The organism is Sphingomonas sp. Leaf4, assembly GCF_920939515.1.
Lineage (GTDB): Bacteria > Pseudomonadota > Alphaproteobacteria > Sphingomonadales > Sphingomonadaceae > Sphingomonas.
Genome location: NZ_CAKLBB010000008.1, coordinates 192720 through 213137 on the forward strand (window position 1 = coordinate 192720; position 20418 = coordinate 213137).

Here is a 20418-nt window from a genome sequence, read left to right on the forward strand (position 1 = left end):
CCTGCGAACGTCATTCTTGAACTGATCGTATATGCTGAAAATCTCAGCTTGGGGGTCAATGTCCGACATAGGGCTGGGTCGCACTGCTCGTTGCGCCCACGCAACGGTGAGTTGGGCTGCAACCAGAGCAACCGTTTCGTCGGAAATTGCCATTCATCATACTCCTGGGGCGTTGGATTGAGGCCCAGGATAGCTGAAGCTGAATGTTCGTCTAGCGCCACTTGTCTAGTCATTGGCGGCCACGTTGTGGCGCAGGACGTCGACCAGTCCGATCATCAGCGAGAACGCCTCGCCGTGCAGCACCTCGCAGAAGCCGTCGTCAAGCGTGTCGAGGTACACGTGGATGACATCGTTGCCGACGCCCGCCGCGCGCATCGAGTCGATCGCGCTCGCCATCACCACACCGATCGCAGCCAACGTCATGTGCCCGAGCGCACGTGCTTTCTTGTCTTTCCCCATGCCAGAGCTTGTGCCGCATGAACGCCCCGCATCTCCACGGCACCCGCCGTACATTTTCCGCGTCTGCCGCCGTCGATACGCAGAACGGCATCCTGACCGCGATCAAGTTCGAAGACGGCGCGACATGGGCCGACATCGGTCGCGTGCTCGGCAAGTCCGACGATCGGGCGGCGGCCTATGCCAACACCGCATCGCCGATCGACCTGCCGACGTTCCTCTTTGGCTGCAAGGAATGGGGAGGCCGGTTTGCTGATCCGCTGCTGGCGCTGGTCGGTGGTCGCTGGGCCGAGGCAGGCGCGATCTGCACCAGCGACGATCCGGCCTCGCTGACGCTGGCGCAACTGCTCCCGGCGATCATCAGCGCCGAGCTGGATGGCATCGCGACCGTCGAGGAAGTCCAGCCGCACGAGGCGCTGATCCGTCGCGTCCATACGCTCAGCGGCATGTGGCTCGACATGATCGCGGCGCGGGGGCGTGCATGATCCGGCATCAACTGGCGGTAGCGCCAGCCCATCCGTCGAACAAACCGGGCGTATATCCCGAACATACCAACGATCGCGGAGGCGAAGCATGACGACCCAGGCAATCGAGACCGCCGCCACCGTAGCCACGCTGCCGATCGCGGCGAACGTCGACGCAGCATGGAACCGCTATGCTGCCATGGTTGGGGAAACCGTTGCGGACCCGAGCCTGCTCCTCGACCGCGACCATTGCAGCGCGTGCATTCGGGCATGGGCGACGTTCCGCGATCTGATGGTCGCGAGCGACAGCCTCGCTGCTGAGAGCACTGCCCCCCTGCCCTATATGCAGACGCCGGCTCTCACCGCTGCGGACGCCTGCCGGGCATGAAGCGGCGGCCGCCTCGCCTATCGGACGTTGAGTTCCGCCACGCGATCGACGACGCCAAGGAGCGCCATCGCCTGTCGGACATTATCGGCCGCCGCACGAAGCTCAAGCGCCGTGGTGCGCGCGAGATGGTCGGCCTGTGTCCGTTCCACACCGAGAAGACGCCGAGCTTCGAGGTCAACGACGACAAGGGTACCTACTACTGCCACGGCTGCGGCGAGGGCGGGGATCACATGACGTTTCTCACCAAGGCGGACGGCATGACCTTCGGGCAGGCGTTCGAGGCGCTGACCGGAAATCACTTTCCAGTGGTGTCCGAGGCGGAGCGGGCCCAGCGCAAGCAACAGGCGGAGGAAGTTACGGCGCGGCGCATCCAGGCGGGGCGGCGGGTATGGGCCGGCGCCGTTCCCGCAGCGGGCACACTTGCGGAAGTCTACCTGCGGGAGCGGGGCATTCGTATGCGCCTACTCTGTCGGGACCGGAGAAGCGTGAAACGGTCATCCGGTACAACGGTCTGCTCGGCGACCTTTCGGCGCTCGACGAACGGTACGATGTACTCGGCCAACCCGATGATCTTGACGGGCCGCGCACCGCTGCGACGATCGCGGTCGGCGACCTGACGGACTATCTGCACGCACTGGTTCCGGCATGGGACGACGCGACGCAAGATACGGCTATCGTCCCCGGTGACTATCGGTCGCGCTGGTCGGCAGCGCTGATCGCGGTTGCCGAGTATAGCGCGGCGATCACCGGACGGCCGGGCGCGGATGGCGTGTCGCCCTACGTGCTGTCGGTCGATACCTCGGCGATCATCGTCAATGCGACATACCTTGGCGAAACTAAGGGCGGGCAGCTTCCCCGCCGCGTGGCGGTGTCGGTCCGGCAGGGTGCAGCGGACGTGACGGGCGATGTCGATGTCAGCGTGACGGCGACGACCAGCGCGATTGACGCTACCTATGCGGCCGGTGTTGTGACGCTGTCTCGTATCGATGGCGATGGCACGGTGCAGGTTGCGGCTTCGCGCGCGGGTGTCGCGATCGATTCGGTTCGTATCTCCATTACCCGAAAGCTTGATGCCCCGCCCCCGCCAGCACCGAACCGTGTATCGACCGAAGCCTACACCGGTGACGCGAACAGCACGTCGTATCAGGCCGCGCCTTCCTACGGTATCGTAACGGTCAAGTCCGGCGCGGACGGCTCGCTGCCGGTCGAGATCTACGTCGACTATCTCGTCGCACAGACGGGCACGACGTTCCGCTCGCTGACGATTGGCGGCAAGGCTATGTACCGCGTCGCTGGCAGTGGCGGCACTTGGTCCGACTTGGTTGGCGACAGCAGCGGCACCGCATCAACCTATCTGCCTGGCAACGGCGACCATGAGAACGGGACGTTCTACGTCAGCCAAACACCGACGTTGACGCCGAACACCTCCTACGAGGTCGGCCTGCTGCTGCGGAAGGCGAGCGGCAACGGACAGTTGGGCTATGTATCGTCGCTGCTGACGGTCGGCGCATGACCCGCGACGTTACGATTGCGCTCATCACCACCGGCGAGGCGGTGGCGCAGATCAAGGTGCCGGACGGCAAGACGCCGGGTGATGCGGGCTTTCCGTTCGATCCGACCAAGCACAAGGCGTTCACGACCAGCGCGCAGGCCGACACTGCACGCCAGCGGTTCGACGCCAAGCTCGGGGCATGGGTGGACGATATCGCCAAGGTCGAGGCGGACCTGATCGACGGCATAAAGGCGGAAGCCGAGCGCCGCCGCATGCTGGTGCTGTCCCCCGGCGGCTCAAAAAAGTCGGTCTATGCGATGAAAGCGGCCGAGATCGAGGCATGGAACGCATTGGGCTCGACGACCGGTGCGATCCTTACCGCGCTCGGCTTGCTGCCGGCATCGACACGTCAGCGGAAGTTCCGTTTCGCGCTGGCGGAGGCTGCGCGCCGGGGTGAGGCGAACATTGCTGCCGCAATCCAGCGGTTCGGCGCCGGCGCAGATTCAGCCAACGCCGAAGCTGCGCGGGTCGAAGCGATCGAACAGGTCGCGGTCGCGGCAGTGAAGGCCGCAACCACCGTTGCCGCCAAGCGCACGGCCGCGAACGTCAACTGGGGCTGACGCCCCGCTTTCCTACCGGAGACTGCCATGGACACGATACGATGACAGCGGCGCAAGGAGATTTGCGTGTCGACCGCTGGGCGCCAGCGCGGTTCGAGATTCCGTGCATCGGCTTCGACTTCACCGATCAGCCGCTGACGATGCAGGTCCGCCAGTATCGCGACGCGCCCGGCGAGCCGCTTATCAATTTGGCGACCAACAACGCGCCTGCTGAGGGGCTGTCGCTGACTGTCGATAGGAGCGGCACGCTGCCGGTCACGACGATCTCGATCCGCATCAACGAAACGACGTTGGAGGATGTGCTGCCGTTCCCGGTGTCCGGTGTCGCGCCAGGTGCCGACGTCGTGCTTGTCTACGCCCTACACGTTGGGACAGGCGCGGCGAAGATGCGGTTCCTCGAAGGCAACTTCACCCTCGTACCCGGAGCGAACGCGGCATGAGCACGCCATTCGCGATCGAGAAGGCGTCTACGCCGTTCCGGGTGGAGAAGCGCGAAGGCGTGCCGTTCGCGGTACAGCTTCAGGATGCTGATCGGCTCGAGCCCTTGGTGCAAGCGGCAGCGGCCGCCGCGTCGCGGGCAGATAGCAAGGCTATCTCAGCAGGTCTTGCGGCGGATGTCGCACAGGCGATGGCGAATTTCCAGTCGACGCGAGCAGAGGGCGTCGCGGCCTTCCCGGTCGGCGCATATTTCAGCAGCGCAGAGACTGGCTCGACCCGCGTCTACAAGCGCATCGCCGCCGCACCGGGCTACGAGGATCAGGGTGACAACGCTGCGCCTGTATCACGTCAAAATTTTGCCCCGACCGCTGCCGGCCTGACCTTCTCCGCCAATCTGTTCCTCACCGATCGGGACATCTGACATGACCGACTATTACGTCAGCCCGACTGGCGACGATCAGGCGTCGGGAATCACGCCGGCTACCGCGTGGAAGACGCTGCGCAGGGTCCAGCTAGCGGGCACGGGTTTCGGGCCGCTTTATCCCGGCGACCGGATACTGCTGGAGCGCGGCGGCACCTTTTACGGACCGCTCGACATCCCCGGCAGTCGCCCGGAGGGCAGCGCCAAGGTCCATGTGTCGGCCTACGGCTATGGCGCGCAGCCGATCGTCACCGCCTACAAGCGCATCCGCCCGGAGGCATGGGTCCAGCACGCCCCCGGCGTGTGGAAGGTCGCGATCAATGATGCCGCCGCGTTCACCGGGAATATCTACACCACGGGTGCGAATGGGGCGAACGCCGGCTTCCTGCGCGTCGATGGCGTCATCAAAGGCTTCAAGAGGTATTCGATCGCGGCGCTGGTCAGTGCGTGGGATTTCTATTCTGACGAGGCAACGGCGACCCTGTACGTCGCATCGATCGAGAACCCCGGCACGATCGCCGCTGAAATCCTGCAAGCCCCACGCGAGACGCTGATCCGGGCGAATCCATGTCTCTCGATTTCGCAGATCCATTTTCAGGGCACCGGCGCGCATGTCCACGGTGGTCGCAATCGGGACTTCGATTTCGAGGGCAATACCGTCAGCGAGGTCGGCGGTTGCCGCCTGTCCGCCGAATTTGGCGAGACGCGGTATGGCAACGGCGTGCAATTTTACGCCGATCCCGATGGCGTGCCGAGCAAGCGCTGCAATGTCCGCCGGAATGTCTTTCGTGACATCTACGACGTGGCTTTCACGATGCAGGGACCCGGACTTCAGAGCGCCTCGGCCGGGTGGGAGGACATCCATTGCACCGACAATATCATGATCCGCTGCGCGCAGGCGCTGGAGCTTTGGAACCGCTACGGTGACAAGGACAATGCAGGTGTCGTCCCGGCCGGCGCTGGCTATCGGCGATGCAGCTACGTGCGCAATACCGACATCGATTCGGGCCGGGGCTGGGAAGCGGAGACGCGGCCGACATATCCCGCGCGGGCAAGCCTGCTCACCTTCGGACTCGAAGCGCCAGAGAAGGACATTCTGATAGAGGGTAATATCCACCTCAATCCAGCGCGCTTGGTTTACAACCACTTCCCTCTGCCGGCTGACCTCAAATGGTGGAAGTCGCGGGTGTTTGGCACGTCGGACACGCCGATCAGCTACCACGGGACGGAGACGCTCGATCGCATGGCCGACTACATGGCGCGGACGGGCGTGGCGCGGGGCACTGTCGCGCAATGTGCCGAGCACGATGCCGAGGCCACGCTGCAAAATGCCGTCGACATGCTGATGCAGGGTGCCGTCGCCGCCTCGGCGCGGGCAAGCGCGCAGGAGACTAATATCGTAAATCTCGGGGGCGAGCTGCGCGCCGTGCGCGGCGCGGTCGAGGCGCTGCGGGCGCAACCGATCTCGCTCAAGTTGTCCATCGCGGAGATGGCGGCGACGAGTGCGCCGGATGGCGCGCTCGCGCTGGGAGCGACCGGCGGCCAGGGCGGGATAGTCGAGAGCTTTCAAGGCAAGTGGCGGCGACTGCTGCTCGGCGGCGTCGTCGATATTGCCACCGACGCAGCCGACGTATGCCAGTACGTCAATTCCGCCTCCATGCGCCGCTACACCGGCACCCTCACTGCCAACCGCGAGGTGGCAATCAGCCCGACCGGGTGCGTGCCGGGCGCGATGTTCTTCTTCTCGCGGACGGGTGGGAACACCGGCGGCCCGTGGTACCTCCGCGTTCGGAATTCCGGTGCCGCGCCGATCACTGATCTTCTCACTGGGCAATGGTGCATCGTCGCAGCGAACAACGTTGCGCCATATACATGGGTGCTCGTCGCCAAGGGGTCGCTGGCATGATCGCGCTCGTAATCGCTGGCGCGCAGGCATAGCATGGCCCAATGCTGCGACTCCTGACGCACTACTACCGCCGCATCGTATCGGCTTGGGCGAGCTTCGGTGCATGTCATCGCTGCGGCGAGCGTGTCGATCGCGCCGGCACCATGGACTGCCCCGGCTGCTACGAGAACGGGCGCTGATCGCCTAGGTCAACGTCCAACCGCAATGGCAGAGTGCGTCTCTACCATTGCGGCCCCCGTGACGGCACTGCCTCCCGCGCCATGGTGCGCGCATGAACAAGCAGCGAACCCGCACCACCCGACCTACCCACCGCGCCCGGAGTGCCACCGATGACGCATGGAAATGGCTTGTGAAAGCCGCAGGCTATGCGGCGCGCGCTGTCGCCGACGGTCCGGCAACCGTAGCCCCGCCCAGCTTCGATGGGCACGGGTGGCTGGTCGTCATTAATCTGGCGATGATGACCGCCGCCTTCGTGCTGGCGACGATGATGGTCGTCGACCTGATCCGACACGTATGGCGACGGCGGCGGACCGATCGTCAATCGCATCCGGTCACGCTCTGGCGGTTGACGATCCTATGTTTCGCTTTCGGCATCGCTGTGCGCAGCATGGGTGCGGCGGCGGTGCTGTGGGGGTGGAATCCCCTACAGCCCGGCGAAACTGCGACGCTGCTGCTGTTGCAGCGGCTGCTCGATCCGATCGCGCTGGCGGCGGGGCTTACGGGCTTGGCACTGGCCTATGTGTCCGCGCCGGGGATGGTGTGGCAGCTTCGGCGGCGACCGTTCCCGATCGATTTCTGGACGGCGCTGCCGCTGTTGAAGCGGCCGGCGATCATTATCGCGCTCAGCGCCATCGCCGCGATCGGCGTGGTGGTGACGCGGTGATCGCCCGTCTGTGGGCGACGGCCGGCGCGGTGCTGCCGGTGGCGGCGGCAATGGGACAGGACAAGGGGGCGACAGTGCGGGTATCGGCCCCGGTGATCTGGGCATTTCTCGGCTATCCGTTCGAGGCGGGTAGCATGATCGCGGCGCTGTGCGCGTGCGTGGCGGTGCGCTTCTACGTCACCCAGTCCGATCGCAAGGCGCATCGCTGGTCAGTCGATATACCGGTGTCGGCTCTCACGCTGCTCTTCACCGCTGGCATGGTCATCTCGCAGCGGCCCGAGCCGCTGTGGGCGCTGATGATGGGTACGGGGATCGGCGCGCTGGGGGCCGGGATCATCAAGATCGCGCTGACGTGGGTGCAGCGCGTGAGTGGGCCACTGGCACCGCCGCAAGAATAACCGCCGGCGGTTGATACAGGGGCAGTTGCCTCTCCGCCGGCGGGCGGTGTGGGTGCCGCAGCGCCGACATACAACGATTCTGCCGGAAGAGGAATTACCGCCGGCCGAGCGAAAGGGAGCAGGGGCCGACGGACGGCGCGGGCCGTGTCACCTTCAATAACTATTCCGAAATTAACCACAATCCGTTTTAGAACTAGAGGCATTATGACGACGGTAATTCCGGCGTGGCTCACGGCTGCGCGCAAGAAACTCAGCACCCTGGAAGCCCCCGGCGCAGCGAACAATCCGACGATCATGGGTTGGGCGAAGCGGCTGGGCACGAAGGTGCTCGGCATGATCTACAACGCGGACAGCGTGCCGTGGTGCGGCGTCTTCGTCGCGGCCTGCATGCAGGAGGCGGGGTTGCCGTCCGCGCCGATCGCTGTGCGCGCCTCGGCGTGGGCAACCTACGGCCAACGCCTGCGCTTCGAACGGCTGTCGCCTGGTGCGATCTTGGTCTTCCAGCGGCCGGGCGGCGGGCACGTCGGCTTCTACGTCGGCGAGGATGCGACCGCCTTCCACGTGCTCGGCGGCAACCAAGGCAACGCTGTATCGATCATGCGGATCGCCAAGGACCGGTGTATCGCCGCGCGCTGGCCGACGGGCGAGCCGGTCATCGGCGGACCGGTCCGGCTGGCCCAGTCGGGTGCGCCGCTGTCGCGTGACGAAGCATGATGGCTGCGCTCATTCCTCTCTACAGCTTATGGTTGCTGATGCCGATTGTGGCGCTGGCCGCCGGCTGATGGTATCCCGAGTTCGGCCCGCTTTGCCGCACGAGCGGTAGCAACTCATAAGCGATCACATTCGACTGGGCCTGATTCGCAATCCGTAGCCGGTAACCATCTTCATGGTACTGTTCGTCGTCATCGCAACGCGCGGAACAGATTCATCCCGGCTCTACGAGAATGACTACTCGTTGCCCGGCTTAGTCGTCGACCTTATCTGGCGTGCTCATTATGGTCAGTGCTTTCACGCACCTGACGCAAAAGCTCGATCCATATCGGTTTTGATTTCGGGCACTAAAGTGATCCACGAACGTCGACGATCTTGTGGGTCAGCCGTTCGAATCAAAACCCCTTTTTCTTGCAAGGAGTTGATCCAGCGAAGAGAGCTAGTCTGGCTCATTCCAGTCATGAACGCTACCGCCGATATTGACATCGGCGTATTTTCTTCGGCAGCGATATACAGGTGTAGCAGTGTGTCATGAACCGGATCATTTGATTCAATACCGTGAATCTTCGATATTCTGGCCTTGGCTTCTATTAAATTTCTGGCTTTGCGAGATTTTTCTGTGATGCGGTCGAAGACCAAGCTGGGTCGTGCCCTAGTCGGTTCTTCCGATGGTAATGCCGAGCTGTTCCGATAGTCAGCAGCATCAATGTCGGATACGCACTCAATGCGTGTAAGACTAGGTAAATGACCCGATAATAGTGCGGCGCGTACCATATTGCTAATTGCAGCAGCACGCTCAGGATCAAGAGGGCCGATAGCCATAGAGGCCAAAACCTCTCCGCATACAGCGCGACCAGTACGACGGCCGCGCAAAGAGTAAGGTCAACGGCGAACAAGCCTACCTCTTTCGATCCAAAAACCCGCTGACTGAAGCTTAGAGCGATGGCTGAGCCAATCACCGCTGCAACGATCAAACTCGCGACTATTCGTTCAGGCGCTCCGCCACGCCACCAGGCGTAACCGAACGTACAGAGTAGCAGGATCAAATAGAGGTAGGCGTTCATGCGTCAGGCGGCGATCGGCAGTCCCGAAATTGCCTTCGTCGGCTCGGGGTCATCGAACGTCGGAACGATGTCACCATGACTGATTACCCGATGTTCCACGGCCAGATCGTACATTCGCTTGTGGCATCGACCGAGGTGGGCACGAGCTTCGACGGTTAGCGCGATTGCTTTCGAGGCGTCGGCAAGCGGTCCTTGGATGACACCGTATCCGATTTTGAGTTGCCCGCGATCGGCAACAAGTGCTTGGATCATTGCGGCCGCCGAAGAAATCGTCAGGTCGTTCGATTCCTCGGCAGTCTTCAGCCCGTGGGTGATGTCTGCGACAACAGGATGGATCATTATAGCCCCCAGCTATCTATCGTTCGTTCGGTTTACGAACGCAGGCTGGCCGAGATCGAAACCAAGCCTACGACAGCGATCACCGCGAGCGCCATGGCCAGTGCAAAGGCTACCACAAGCGCCACAATCATCCCCAACCGTTTCGCTTTCCCAAACTGGTTCGGCTGATACAGTCGGTCGAAATGCAGAACCTGCTCAAAACCACTCTTTTGCGAGGGAATTTTCACTGGCTCGGCGTTCAACTGCACCGCCGGGAGTGGCGCTTCAGCATGCGGGCTCTCAACCCGTTCAAACATACCCCCTATTTCTTGAGGGGGTGTCGGCATGGCGAGGGAGGGAGTGGCAACAGCAAGCATCCGCGCAGCTTCCTTGCGGTTACGAGCACCTAATTTCTGTCTCGCATCAGACAGATAGCCGTTTACCGTCGTGATGCTGATACCCAGCTCGGCGGCGATTTGGCCCGTGTCGTAATGAAGCGCTACCAGCTCGAGGCAGCGGCGTTCACGAGGGGTAAGCCGGGACAGGTCGTTTGATTCGGGCACGTTTAACCATAACCCAGAATGGATCAGTCCCAAGGTCGAACGTGTGTCGGTCTGTAGATGGAGGGCAGAAGCCACCCGATTCAACGGGAAGGGGCTATCTTCCTCTCTGCTTCCAGCAGAATGGTCCACTCTGCATCGTATACGTGCATATTTAAAACACCGGCGATGTGAATTGGCTAAATGCGGTGCGTTGGGAGCTGCCCTGCAGTCCTGGTTAGGGGATCCCGGGGGTCGTCAGAAGGGAATACGTCGACCTCTACCGCCCGCCGTATGGGAGGAAATGCTCATGCCGCCGCTGCGCCCAAGCTTCAGCCCCAACATCAAATCGAATACGGGTTTGGCTTGAAGACGCAAGAATCGCTACCGTGCCAATCACGCTAGGAATAATATCCAATCACCCATTCGCATTGTGGAGGGATACCATGCTCAAGACCGTACTGATCGCTTTCTCGCTGGCTTCGGTTGCTGCCGTACCCGCCGGTGCTGCTCCTTGCCGGGACTCGAAAGGCAAGTTCATCAAGTGTCCGCCGGCACCCGCAAAGCCAGTGAAGTGCAAGGATGCCAAGGGCAAGTTTGCCAAATGCGGCACGCCGGGCGCAACGCCGATCAAGTGATCCTGCCAGGTGCCGTCGCTCGGCGGCACCTATGCAACTCTGCATGTAGCAAATTCTAGCCCGCCCACCTTTTTGTCGAGGCGAACAGTTCGGCTGGTTTGCGAGCGAATTGCGCTCTATTGCGCATGACCTGACGGTAGGTTTGCCCCGACCCGATGACCAGCAACGTGACTTGGACCATTTTGGACATAGTTACGCATGCGTTCTTGACGACCCACGCTTCGCGTAGATGATCCGCGCGCTCGGTCCGGGGGGACCGACTCGAAGGGGGTCATCATTGTGAAGGCAGTTTTTCTCGCGCTCTCATGCGCGACCATTTCGCTTGCTTCCGCAGCAGCGGCTCAAACCACACCCACCGCCGTACCCGCTGTATCGGCAACGCTTCGTCCTGCCACTGGCGAGAACGTGCTGCGTAGCGGGACGCCTGTAGCACTCAAGATGTCCGAAATGCTGACGACCAAAGGCAAGAAGCTAAAGGTTGGGCAGCGGTTCAACATGGAAGTCGCGCAAGCGGTTGAAGTGAACGGTGTCGTCGTTATCCCGGCCGGCAGCCCAGCGATCGGCGAAGTGACGGACGTCCGTAACAAAGGCATGTGGGGTAAGTCGGGCTACATCCAAGCTCGCCCGCTATCGGTTCGTGCAAATGGACGGCTGATTCGGCTGACGGGTTCGGTCGATGACAAGGGTGTCGCGGCTGGCGGCGGTGCGGCTGCCGTTTCCGCTGTCGTGTTCCTGCCTGCCGGGTTCTTCATGACCGGAACGAGTGCCGTGATCCCGGTTGGAGCGCCGGTTAGCGGGTTTATCGATGAGGACGTTCCGTTCGTACCGGGCGAGGCTCCGGCACCGATGACTGTTGCGGCGCCGGCTACGGCTTTGAGGTAAGAGCGAAGGGGAGGGAGCTTGGCTTCCTCCCGTTACGTTAGCGCACACTTAGCCTCGGAAAATTCGTCGATATAATGACCCGATACCCAGCGGGAGGCGGGATCGGGCAGCGGCAGGACCGGCAACTGCACCGTGTCGGCGAACCGCAGCATCCGGTCGTACACGCGCAATTCGCCGGGATGCACCACATCCTCGGCGTCGTGCAGCACCATCGCGGTGAACGGGTGCCGTTCGCCCACGCCATCGGCGGTGGCTGCCCGCCACAGCGCGTTCAGACAATCGGCCTTGGTCGTCGGACCGGGGCGTTCGGTCAGCACCAGCCGGATGCGTCCGTCGCCATTAGCGACCGCCGCGATGGCATCGATCGTCGCGCGGTCGTTGGGATAGGCCCCGACATAGAGCCGCCAGTCGGGGTGGTCGATCCGCGCGATCGTGGCGCGCAGCATCGCGCCGATCACCGCCGATTCGTCCCATGCCGGCACCAGCACCGCGATGCGCGCCGAGCAGCTTTCGACCGGAAAATCGGCAAGCGTCAGCGCGCGCGACCGTCGCCAGCGACGGCGCAGCGCGCGGACCAGATAGGCGAGATCGACCGCCAGATCGTCGATGCCGCCGATCAGCAGCCCGATCGCGGCGGCCAGCATCGTCTCACGCACAATCGCATCGATCCACGGGATCGCCGTCGCCATCGTCCATCCCCCCGGATGCTCCATGGCGGATGTAATCGAATACGATCCGGCGTCACAAGCGGGGCAGCGCACCGTTCGGACCGAAACGGAATATTTTGCCGCCGGCCGTGAACCGTTCGCGCAAGCGGACGTTGGCGAAAACGGTCCTCAATCCCCTTTCGGGACTGGTGCCTTTGCGCACCGGCCGCGCCGCTCCGCAGCGGCGCGGCCGAACGCCGCCGTTACCAGTAGAATCCGCGAATCACATCGACCACCCGGCCCCGGCGATGATCGACGAGCACCACGTCGTTGTAATGCCGGACCCAGCGCTGGCCACCCCGGACCGGGGGCAGGCGATAGCGGCCCGGATCGGCGATCCAGTAGCGCTGCGCGTAATAGGGACGGCCGATCGCGACGCCCGGACGGAAGCTCTGGTAGCGGAACGGCGCGTTCCAGTTGCCGCGCGCATAGAGGCTGCGGTGGCTGTTGCGATAGGGACGCCAGTCGCCGCGACCCCATGCGCGGTCGCGCCGGTCCTCGCGAAATTCGCGGCGGGCGCGGTTCAGGTCGCGGCGTTCGTCGCGAATGTCGCGGCGATCACCATAGCGCAGCGCCTGGCGATATTCGCGCCGCTCTTCGCGAATATCCTGCCGGTCGCGGCGCAGTTCGTGCCGCGACTGCGCCATGGCGGGGGCGGCAAGCGTCGGGATCGATACGGCGGCAGCCAGTGCCGCGAGGATCAGTTTGCGCATGGGAAAGCTCCTTCCTTCCGTGATGGCAGGAGGAATGCCCGAGTCGCCCTGAACGCTACGCGAATATGATTGTAATGCTACAGCAAGGCAGGCGGATCGTTCGATCCGCTCCCTCACCCAGCCCGAACCGTCAGTTCGGACGCTGCGACGGTCCCGCCGTGCCCGGCGCGCCGACCGTGCCGATGTTGCCGAACAGGTCGCTGAAGAAGTTCGATTCGCGGCCCAGCGTCGGGGTCTTCTTGTCCGACGGGCTGATGCCGACGACCTGATCGACGCCGGTACGGTCGATCGCGGTCACGTTGCCGCGCTGGTCGAAGGTGATCTTCAGCGTCGTCTGGTCCGCCGCGCGCGGGCGGTTGAACGCGAAATTGCGGCTGTCGCGCGACAGATAGAACCATTCGCGGTCGGAGAATTGCCCGGTGAAGGTCGGCGTGCCGAGCGTCTGGAGCACCGACTGGCGCGTGTCGATGCCGGGCTGCACCGCGTTGACCAGATCGGGATCGATCACATAGCCCTGATGGCTGCGCAGCTTCGTGCAGCCGGGCAACGCGACCGCGGCACAGGCGATCATCAGCGCCGCTGCGCCACGGGTGGGAAACCGAACCATAACTTCTCCGTCCTGCGAACGCGCGACCGGGCCGGCGCGCGTGTTGCATCGCGCGGCCATGCGTTCAATATGACGGACCCGCGCCATCCACAAGCGCGCCCTTCCTGTTCCATCCGGAGTGTCATGGTCCTCAGCCGCCTGTTCCGCCGCGAACCGCCCCCGCGTCAGGCCGCGACGCTCTATCAGGCCGTCGTCGCGCGCGGTCGCCTGCCGCACTGGTATCTGGCGGGGCGGGTGCCCGACACGATCGACGGCCGGTTCGATATGATCGCCGCGATATTGACGATGGTGATGCTGCGGTTGGAGCGCGAAGGCGCCGCTGCCGCCGCCTCCGCCTCCGCCAGTCTGGCCGAATGTTTCGTCGACGACATGGACGGGCAACTGCGCCAGATCGGCTTCGGCGACATGGTGGTCGGCAAGCATATCGGGCGGATGATGGCGATGCTCGGCGGGCGGATCGGCGCGTATCGCGACGGGCTGGCCGACGATACGCTCAGGCCCGCGTTGGTCCGCAACCTCTATCGCGGTGACGATCCGGGGCCGGACGCGCTCGCCCATGTCGAACGCGAGCTGCGCGCGGTGCGCACCGCGCTCGACCCCGTGACCCTCGACCATCTGCTTGCCGGAGACGTGCCGCAATGACTTCCGAATTCCACCGCCCGATCCGCATCGACCAGATCGGCGAGGGCGAATTGCGCCAGCGGATCGAGGCCGACGGCGACGAACGCCGGCGGCTGATGGGCCGGTTCCGGCTGCTGGCGATCGATTCGCTCGTCGCCGACTATGCGCTGCGCCGCGATGTCGCCGGCATCGTCGCGACCGGCCGGTTGACCGCCCAAGTCGCCCAGGCCTGTGTCGCCAGCGGCGAACCGGTGCCCGAATCGGTCGACGAACCCTTCGTCCTGCGCTTCCTGCCCGAAAGCAGCATCGAGGGCGACGCCGCCGAACTCGACGATTCGGCGATGGACACGATGTTCTATACCGGCGCGTCGATCGATCTGGGCGAAGCCGCGGCGGAAACGCTCGCGCTGGCGCTCGACCCCTATCCGCGCAGCCCCGATGCCGAGGAGGTGCTGCGCACCGCCGGCGTGGTCCGCGAGGAAGATGTCGCGCCGATCACCGCGCTCGGCGGGCTGAAGGACCTGCTGACGAAATAAGCCTTTCCTTGGGCGGTGCTTATTGATAATCAGTCGCAATGTTATCCCCCGGTCTGTATCTCGCCCAACTGCCGCGTGCCGCCCGAGCGACGGTCGCGTCGGTCGATTGGGAGCGACTGTCGCCCAGCGAGGCGCGGCGCCTGCGCGAATTCGGACTGGACGAGGGGGTCGACGTCGAACTGCTGCACCGCGCGATGCTGCGCGGCGGGCCGATGGCGTGCCGGATCGGGCGGATGACCGTGGCGCTGCGCTCGCATGTCGCCGGCGCGATCCGCGTGGCACCACTGGGCGGCTGACGGCACCCTTTACGTGAACCCCGCTCCCCTGGTTGCACTGGTCGGCAATCCCAATGCCGGCAAGACCGCCCTGTTCAACGCGCTGACCGGCGCGCGGCAGAAGGTGGGCAATTATCCCGGCGTCACCGTCGAGCGTCATTCGGGCCGGCTGGCGCTGAACGACGGGCGGCCGATCGAGTTGGTCGACCTGCCCGGCACCTACAGCCTCGACCCCAGCAGCCCCGACGAAGCGGTGACGCGCGACGTGGTGCTCGGTCGCCAGAGCGGCGAGCGGGTGCCCGATGCGATGATCGTCGTCGCGGACGCCACCAACCTCGACAATCATCTGCGCTTCGTCCTCCAGCTCCGGTCGCTCGGCCGGCCGATGGTGCTGGCGCTCAACATGATCGACATGGCGACGCGCGACGGGCTGACGATCGATCTCGCGGCGCTGTCCGCCGAACTGGGCGTGCCCGTCGTCGCGACCGTCGCGGTGCGCAAGCGCGGGCTGGACGAACTGCGCTCGGCGCTGGACGATATTCTCGTCGCCGCGCCGCGCAAGGCGGCGATCGACACGATCGAAACCGACATCCGCCATTTCCAGCGCGAGGCGCGACGCATCGCCCGGCTGGCGGTGGTCGAACAGCCGCGGATGCGCGCCGTCACCCTCGGGCTCGACCGGGTGGCGCTGCATCCGGTGGTTGGCCCCGTCCTGTTGCTCGCCATCCTGTTCGTGATGTTCCAGGCGGTGTTCACCTGGTCCGAAGCGCCGATCGGCTGGATCGAGGGCGCGCAGGGCTGGCTGGCCGACAGCGCCACCGCCGCGCTGCCGGCCGGATTCCTGCGCGATCTGCTGGTGCAGGGGGTCATCAACGGCGTCGGATCGGTCGTGGTGTTCCTGCCGCAGATCCTGATCCTGTTCCTGTTCATCCTGCTGCTCGAGGCATCGGGCTATATGGTGCGCGCCGCGCTGCTGATGGACCGGTTGATGAGCGGGGTCGGCCTGTCGGGCCGCGCATTCATTCCGCTGCTGTCGTCGTTCGCCTGCGCGATCCCCGGCATCATGGCGACCCGGTCGATCGACGATCCCAAGGAACGGCTGACCACGATCCTGATCGCGCCGTTGATGACCTGTTCGGCGCGGCTGCCGGTCTACGCGGTCATCATCGGCGCGTTCATTCCGGCGCGATCGGTGCTGCCGGGTGTCGGGTTGCAGGGGCTGGTGCTGCTGGTGCTGTACCTGACCGGGATCGTCGGCGCGGTCCTCGCCGCCTTCGTCCTGCGCCGCACCGCGACCAAGGGGGCAGGGGGCGGCTTTTTGATGGAGATGCCGCGCTATCAGCTTCCGTCGATCCGCGACGTCGCGATCGGGCTGTGGCAGCGCGCCTATGTGTTCCTGCGCCGCGCGGGGACGATCATCCTGCAGGTCACGGTCGCGCTGTGGATCCTCACCTCCTATCCGGTCGCGCCGGCGGGGGTGAAGCAGTCGGAATATTCGATCGCCGGGCGCATCGCCTCGGGCCTCGAAGTCGTGCTGCGGCCGATCGGCTTCAATCATGAGATGGCGCTGGCGGTGATCCCGGCGATGGCGGCGCGCGAGGTCGCGGTATCGGCGCTCCAGACCGTCTATGCGATCGACGCGACGGACGAGGAACAGGGCGCGCAGGAACTGGGCGGGCGGCTGGCGGGCCGCTGGAGCCTCGCCACCGCGCTCGCCTTCCTCGCGTGGTTCGTGTTCGCGCCACAGTGCCTGTCGACGATAGCGGTCGCCCGGCGCGAAACCAACGGCTGGAAATGGCCGGTGGTGATGATCGTGTATCTCTTCGCGCTCGCCTATATCGCGGCGGGTGCGACCTACTGGACGGCGGTCGCCTTCGGGCTGGGATAGGCCGCTATTCCTCGCGCTTCGCCCCGTCGAGGAGCGCCTTTGCCCGTTCGCGTTCCTGTGCCTCGGCCTGTTTCTCCGCCTTGGTCCGGCCGAATTTCGCGCGGTTGGCGTCGGCGGTCGTCGCCTTGGCGGCGGCGACACGGGCCTTGCGGGCTTGGTTGAGGTTGATGACGTCACCCATCGCCGGCTCCTTCGCGCACAAACTGCGCCGAAACGGGGCGAAAGGGAAGGCGGATCATCCCATGGGATCGATTGCGGGAGACGGGTCGACGCAGTAGCCGCAGCCCCGAGCGATAAGGTGGAACGATGCGGATCAGGGACGGGGTGCGGCAGGGAATCGGGGTGAGCCTGATCGCGCTGATGGCGGCATGCGGCGGCGGTGGCGGTGGCGGTGACGATGGGGACGGCACGGTCAGCGCACCGCCACCGGTCGCGACCGCGACGCCCACCCCGACGCCCAGCGCCAGTAGCTCGACGACGCCGCCTGTGATCGGATGGTGGCGGCCCGGCGCGACCGCGACGACGTGGCAATGGCAGCTCACGGGAACGCTCGACACCAGCTATGCCGTCACCGCCTATGACGTCGATCTGTTCGACACGCCGGTCGCAACGATCCAGAAGCTGCACGACGGCGGGCGGCGGGTGATCTGCTATTTCTCCGCCGGATCGTCGGAAAACTGGCGCAGCGACGATGCGCAGTTCGCCGCCGCCGATCGCGGATCGGCGCTCGACGGCTGGGTCGGCGAACGCTGGCTGTCGGTCACGTCCAGCAACGTCCGCCGGGTGATGCAGACCCGGCTCGATCTGGCGCGGACCAAGGGCTGCGACGCGGTCGAGCCCGACAATGTCGATGGCTATGCCAACAAGAACGGCCTCGGCATCACCGCCGCGCAGCAGCTCGACTATAACCGGTTCCTCGCCGGTGAGGCGCATGCGCGCGGGCTGGCGGTGGGGTTGAAGAACGATCTCGATCAGGTGGCGGCGCTGGAGGGAGCGTTCGACTTCGCGGTCAACGAACAATGTCACGAGTTCGACGAATGCGCGATGCTCAAACCGTTCGTCACCGCGAACAAGCCGGTGTTCGTGGCGGAATACAAGGCAACCTATCGCAGCAACAGCGGCGGCGCGCGCGACAAGCTGTGTGCGACGTCGCGCGCCGAAGGGGTGCATACGCTGGTGCTGGCCGAGGCGCTCGACAACAGCTTTAGGTTCAGTTGCGACGGCTGAGAGGCCTGCATCCCCTAGCGCAACCGGCGGCGCTGGCTTAGGAAGCTCGGCCATATCCCATTCGTGAAGAAGGCAAGCGCCATGGCTGGCAGCGTCAACAAAGTGATCCTCGTAGGCAATCTGGGCCGCGACCCCGAATCGCGGTCGTTCCAGAACGGCGGCAAGGTGGTGAACCTGCGCATCGCCACGTCGGAATCGTGGAAGGATCGCAACAGCGGCGAGAAGAAGGAAAAGACCGAATGGCATTCGGTCGCGATCTTCAACGAAGGCCTCGCCAACGTCGCCGAACGCTTTCTGCGCAAGGGCAGCAAGGTCTATATCGAAGGCCAGCTCCAGACGCGGAAATGGCAGGACCAGCAGGGTCAGGACAAATATTCGACCGAGATCGTGCTGCAGGGGTTCAACTCGGTGCTGACGATGCTCGACGGCCCCGGCGGCGGTCAGGGTGGCGGCGGTGGTGGCCGCAGCGGCGGCGGCGACTTTGGCGGCGGTGATGATTTCGGTGGCGGATCGTCGGGCGGTGGTCAGGGCGGCGCATCGCGCGGCGGCGGCTTCAATTCGGGCGGCAACAAGGGCGGTGGTTTTTCGGGCGGGTTCGGCGATGATCTCGACGACGACGTGCCGTTCTGAGCGCACCCGCTCCTACCCCCGCTTGAGGACGAACGTCGTCACCGAGCGGGGGTCGGCGACCGGCGTGATCCGGTCGGCGGCCGCATTGCGCCGGGCATCGGTCACGATCCGCCGCGTCAGGCGATAGCCGCCGGCGGCGGGCGCAAGCGTGAGGCGGCGTGACAGCACCCCGCCGTTGACGTGGACGATCACCAGCGTGGCGCCATCGCCCGAAAGGGCGGCGACACTGTCGGGATCGTCGACCGGCACCAGGCGATAGCCGGGGCGGATATGGCGGCTGAAATTGGCCATCGCCCAATATTTGCGGGTGATGCGGATCGCGTCTGGCCCCGGTGCGGCGGCGGTCAGGTCCATCTTGACGATGCCCCAGTTCGATCCGGGCTGGCCGTCCCGCGCGCTGCGGTTTTCCACCGCCTGCCAGAATACCCATGCGGCGGGTTCCAGCCGGCGCAGATCGCCCACGACATGCTCGGCAAAGGCCAGCGCGGTCGCGACGTCGTCGACCTGCTCCGGCGTCTTTTCCAGCGCCATGTCGTGTTCGCTCATCCACAGGCGAATGCCCGAAGCACGTGCGATGTCGCGCACCCCGGTCTGATGGACCGTGCCATAGCTGTGGACGTTGAGCTGGCCGATCCGTGCCCGGGTGGCGGCGGGATAGGCGGCCCAGTCGGCGAGGAAGAGGTGCGAGTTCGTCTCATCGGGCGCGGCGACGACGGTGGTCAGGCCGCGCGCTTTCAGCGCCGCATCGCTCGCGTCGATCATCGCCGCCTGCCGCGCGGGCGACCAGTGCGCGCCTTCCTGCGTGTTGGCGGCGAACCAGTAGTCGGTATTCGGCTCGTTGACCGGTGAAAGCGTGCGGAAGGCGATGCGGTGGCGGCGTTGCAGTTCGTCGACGACGCGCGCCAGATAGGCGGCGAACGCGCCCTCCTGTCCCGTGCGCAGATTGTCGTCGGTGCCGCTCGTCGCACCCGATACCCGGCCGCTGACCGTCATGAACCATGGCGGCGAGTTCGAGAACGCCTCGAACAGCGGGGCGTCGACCCGGCGGCGAATCGCATCGAGCCACCAGCGTTGAGCGGCATCGGCGCTCCAGTCCCACATCGCCGGATCGTCGCCGCGCCATGCGCTGCGGGCGTCGACCCCGGCCGGCACGCGCCAGAAACCGGGCACCGCCCCACCGGTCCGCAGATAGGGCGGGGTATCGGGCGCGTTGCCGCCGCCGATATTATAGCGTGCGATCGTCCAGCCGAGTCCATCGGCACCGTAGAACAGATCGGCCAGCCGCTCGCGCGTCGCATCGGGATAGGCCCCGGTCACATTGGCGAACCACGCGAGCGCGGTGCCCCAACCCTCAAAGGTCGTGCCGGGCCGGTCGGTCGCGATGCGCAGCGTCACCGGAACCGGAACCGATTCGCCGTGTCCGGCAGCCACGTGAGCGTCTTGCGCGGCGACGCCGCCGGGCAGGATCAACGCGAGCGGGAGAAGCCAGCGCAGCCGTGCCTTGAGGCCAGTCATTCGGTTCCTCCCCTTTTGCGGCTTCGGCGTTGCATCGCCGGTTCAACCGTATATTGTCATACAAAACATCGTTTCCGGGGA

Annotated in this window: 28 protein-coding genes; 19 read left to right on the forward strand and 9 right to left on the reverse strand. The window is 64.9% G+C overall.

All coding sequences use genetic code 11. The features are described 5' to 3' along the window. Positions 1 to 225 precede the first annotated feature (225 nt). Positions 226 to 459, reverse strand: coding sequence for a hypothetical protein (locus LRA89_RS13995; RefSeq protein ID WP_230771120.1), 234 nt, complete (start codon positions 457 to 459; stop codon positions 226 to 228). A 17-nt stretch (positions 460 to 476) separates the two neighbouring features. Between LRA89_RS13995 and LRA89_RS14000 the strand changes: the two genes are divergently transcribed. From LRA89_RS14000 to LRA89_RS14050, 11 genes are all read left to right on the forward strand, one after another. Continuing rightward, positions 477 to 941: a hypothetical protein gene (locus LRA89_RS14000; RefSeq protein WP_230771122.1), complete on the forward strand. Its 465-nt coding sequence runs from the start codon at positions 477 to 479 to the stop codon at positions 939 to 941. 88 nt (positions 942 to 1029) lie between these two features. After that, positions 1030 to 1308, forward strand: a complete 279-nt coding sequence (locus tag LRA89_RS14005) for a hypothetical protein (RefSeq protein ID WP_230771124.1) — start codon at positions 1030 to 1032, stop codon at positions 1306 to 1308. Continuing rightward, on the forward strand, positions 1305 to 1925 hold the full coding sequence (locus tag LRA89_RS14010) for a CHC2 zinc finger domain-containing protein (RefSeq protein WP_230771126.1): 621 nt from the start codon (positions 1305 to 1307) through the stop codon (positions 1923 to 1925). The genes LRA89_RS14005 and LRA89_RS14010 overlap by 4 nt, the downstream gene beginning before the upstream one ends. 152 nt (positions 1926 to 2077) lie before the next feature. After that, the gene (locus LRA89_RS14015) at positions 2078 to 2821 is read left to right on the forward strand and encodes a hypothetical protein (protein WP_230771129.1); all 744 of its coding nucleotides are present in this window, start codon (positions 2078 to 2080) and stop codon (positions 2819 to 2821) included. Beyond that, positions 2818 to 3420, forward strand: coding sequence for a hypothetical protein (locus LRA89_RS14020; protein WP_230771131.1), 603 nt, complete (start codon positions 2818 to 2820; stop codon positions 3418 to 3420). Before LRA89_RS14015 ends, LRA89_RS14020 begins: the two co-directional genes overlap by 4 nt. Positions 3421 to 3461: 41 nt before the next feature. Beyond that, positions 3462 to 3860 (forward strand): hypothetical protein, encoded by a 399-nt coding sequence (locus LRA89_RS14025; RefSeq protein WP_230771133.1) that lies wholly within the window; start codon positions 3462 to 3464, stop codon positions 3858 to 3860. Next, the gene (locus tag LRA89_RS14030; protein WP_230771135.1) at positions 3857 to 4279 is read left to right on the forward strand and encodes a hypothetical protein; all 423 of its coding nucleotides are present in this window, start codon (positions 3857 to 3859) and stop codon (positions 4277 to 4279) included. Before LRA89_RS14025 ends, LRA89_RS14030 begins: the two co-directional genes overlap by 4 nt. A gap of 1 nt (position 4280) precedes the next feature. Continuing rightward, complete coding sequence (locus LRA89_RS14035) at positions 4281 to 6185, forward strand: hypothetical protein (RefSeq protein ID WP_230771137.1); 1905 nt, start codon at positions 4281 to 4283, stop codon at positions 6183 to 6185. Between the two features lie 271 nt (positions 6186 to 6456). After that, positions 6457 to 7068, forward strand: a complete 612-nt coding sequence (locus LRA89_RS14040; RefSeq protein WP_230771139.1) for a hypothetical protein — start codon at positions 6457 to 6459, stop codon at positions 7066 to 7068. Continuing rightward, the gene (locus tag LRA89_RS14045; RefSeq protein WP_230771141.1) at positions 7065 to 7466 is read left to right on the forward strand and encodes a hypothetical protein; all 402 of its coding nucleotides are present in this window, start codon (positions 7065 to 7067) and stop codon (positions 7464 to 7466) included. Before LRA89_RS14040 ends, LRA89_RS14045 begins: the two co-directional genes overlap by 4 nt. Positions 7467 to 7670: 204 nt before the next feature. Then, complete coding sequence (locus LRA89_RS14050) at positions 7671 to 8180, forward strand: TIGR02594 family protein (RefSeq protein WP_230771143.1); 510 nt, start codon at positions 7671 to 7673, stop codon at positions 8178 to 8180. A 294-nt stretch (positions 8181 to 8474) separates the two neighbouring features. On the opposite strand, the gene LRA89_RS14055 is transcribed toward LRA89_RS14050, so the two are convergent. The 3 genes from LRA89_RS14055 to LRA89_RS14065 all read right to left on the reverse strand — a co-directional run bounded on the left by LRA89_RS14055 (position 8475) and on the right by LRA89_RS14065 (position 10251). Next, positions 8475 to 8999 carry a MarR family transcriptional regulator gene (locus LRA89_RS14055; protein ID WP_230771145.1) on the reverse strand — a complete coding sequence of 175 codons (525 nt, stop codon included), beginning with the start codon at positions 8997 to 8999 and terminating at the stop codon, positions 8475 to 8477. Between the two features lie 245 nt (positions 9000 to 9244). After that, complete coding sequence (locus LRA89_RS14060) at positions 9245 to 9580, reverse strand: hypothetical protein (protein ID WP_230771147.1); 336 nt, start codon at positions 9578 to 9580, stop codon at positions 9245 to 9247. A gap of 32 nt (positions 9581 to 9612) precedes the next feature. Next, complete coding sequence (locus LRA89_RS14065; protein ID WP_230771150.1) at positions 9613 to 10251, reverse strand: helix-turn-helix domain-containing protein; 639 nt, start codon at positions 10249 to 10251, stop codon at positions 9613 to 9615. Positions 10252 to 10544: 293 nt separating this feature from the next. Here LRA89_RS14065 and LRA89_RS14070 point away from each other — a divergent pair, with 293 nt between their 5' ends. Beyond that, the gene (locus LRA89_RS14070) at positions 10545 to 10736 is read left to right on the forward strand and encodes a hypothetical protein (protein ID WP_230771152.1); all 192 of its coding nucleotides are present in this window, start codon (positions 10545 to 10547) and stop codon (positions 10734 to 10736) included. Positions 10737 to 11174: 438 nt separating this feature from the next. Further along, on the forward strand, positions 11175 to 11618 hold the full coding sequence (locus tag LRA89_RS14075; protein ID WP_230771154.1) for a hypothetical protein: 444 nt from the start codon (positions 11175 to 11177) through the stop codon (positions 11616 to 11618). Positions 11619 to 11650: 32 nt separating this feature from the next. Here LRA89_RS14075 and LRA89_RS14080 read toward each other — a convergent pair whose 3' ends face one another. The 3 genes from LRA89_RS14080 to LRA89_RS14090 all read right to left on the reverse strand — a co-directional run bounded on the left by LRA89_RS14080 (position 11651) and on the right by LRA89_RS14090 (position 13645). Further along, positions 11651 to 12307 (reverse strand): glycosyltransferase, encoded by a 657-nt coding sequence (locus LRA89_RS14080; RefSeq protein WP_230771155.1) that lies wholly within the window; start codon positions 12305 to 12307, stop codon positions 11651 to 11653. Between the two features lie 221 nt (positions 12308 to 12528). Beyond that, positions 12529 to 13038, reverse strand: coding sequence for an RcnB family protein (locus LRA89_RS14085; protein ID WP_055762121.1), 510 nt, complete (start codon positions 13036 to 13038; stop codon positions 12529 to 12531). A gap of 130 nt (positions 13039 to 13168) precedes the next feature. Beyond that, positions 13169 to 13645: an outer membrane protein assembly factor BamE gene (locus LRA89_RS14090; RefSeq protein WP_055762467.1), complete on the reverse strand. Its 477-nt coding sequence runs from the start codon at positions 13643 to 13645 to the stop codon at positions 13169 to 13171. 123 nt (positions 13646 to 13768) lie between these two features. Between LRA89_RS14090 and LRA89_RS14095 the strand changes: the two genes are divergently transcribed. The 4 genes from LRA89_RS14095 to feoB are packed head-to-tail and all read left to right on the forward strand — an operon-like array spanning position 13769 to position 16965. Next, positions 13769 to 14287 (forward strand): ubiquinol-cytochrome C chaperone family protein, encoded by a 519-nt coding sequence (locus tag LRA89_RS14095; RefSeq protein WP_230771157.1) that lies wholly within the window; start codon positions 13769 to 13771, stop codon positions 14285 to 14287. Beyond that, positions 14284 to 14802 (forward strand): YceD family protein, encoded by a 519-nt coding sequence (locus LRA89_RS14100; RefSeq protein WP_230771159.1) that lies wholly within the window; start codon positions 14284 to 14286, stop codon positions 14800 to 14802. The genes LRA89_RS14095 and LRA89_RS14100 overlap by 4 nt, the downstream gene beginning before the upstream one ends. Before the next feature lie 38 nt (positions 14803 to 14840). Then, positions 14841 to 15098 carry a FeoA family protein gene (locus tag LRA89_RS14105; protein WP_055762130.1) on the forward strand — a complete coding sequence of 86 codons (258 nt, stop codon included), beginning with the start codon at positions 14841 to 14843 and terminating at the stop codon, positions 15096 to 15098. 13 nt (positions 15099 to 15111) lie between these two features. Beyond that, positions 15112 to 16965, forward strand: coding sequence for a ferrous iron transporter B (feoB, locus tag LRA89_RS14110; protein WP_230771161.1), 1854 nt, complete (start codon positions 15112 to 15114; stop codon positions 16963 to 16965). 4 nt (positions 16966 to 16969) lie between these two features. On the opposite strand, the gene LRA89_RS14115 is transcribed toward feoB, so the two are convergent. Then, positions 16970 to 17146, reverse strand: coding sequence for a DUF4169 family protein (locus LRA89_RS14115; protein ID WP_230771163.1), 177 nt, complete (start codon positions 17144 to 17146; stop codon positions 16970 to 16972). Positions 17147 to 17271: 125 nt separating this feature from the next. On the opposite strand from LRA89_RS14115, the gene LRA89_RS14120 reads away from it, so the two are divergent. Both LRA89_RS14120 and ssb read left to right on the forward strand, forming a co-directional pair. Continuing rightward, the gene (locus LRA89_RS14120) at positions 17272 to 18192 is read left to right on the forward strand and encodes an endo alpha-1,4 polygalactosaminidase (protein ID WP_230771165.1); all 921 of its coding nucleotides are present in this window, start codon (positions 17272 to 17274) and stop codon (positions 18190 to 18192) included. Positions 18193 to 18273: 81 nt separating this feature from the next. Beyond that, complete coding sequence (gene ssb, locus LRA89_RS14125) at positions 18274 to 18822, forward strand: single-stranded DNA-binding protein (RefSeq protein WP_056498260.1); 549 nt, start codon at positions 18274 to 18276, stop codon at positions 18820 to 18822. Between the two features lie 12 nt (positions 18823 to 18834). On the opposite strand, the gene LRA89_RS14130 is transcribed toward ssb, so the two are convergent. Next, positions 18835 to 20337, reverse strand: a complete 1503-nt coding sequence (locus tag LRA89_RS14130; RefSeq protein ID WP_230771167.1) for a glycoside hydrolase — start codon at positions 20335 to 20337, stop codon at positions 18835 to 18837. Positions 20338 to 20418 lie beyond the last annotated feature (81 nt).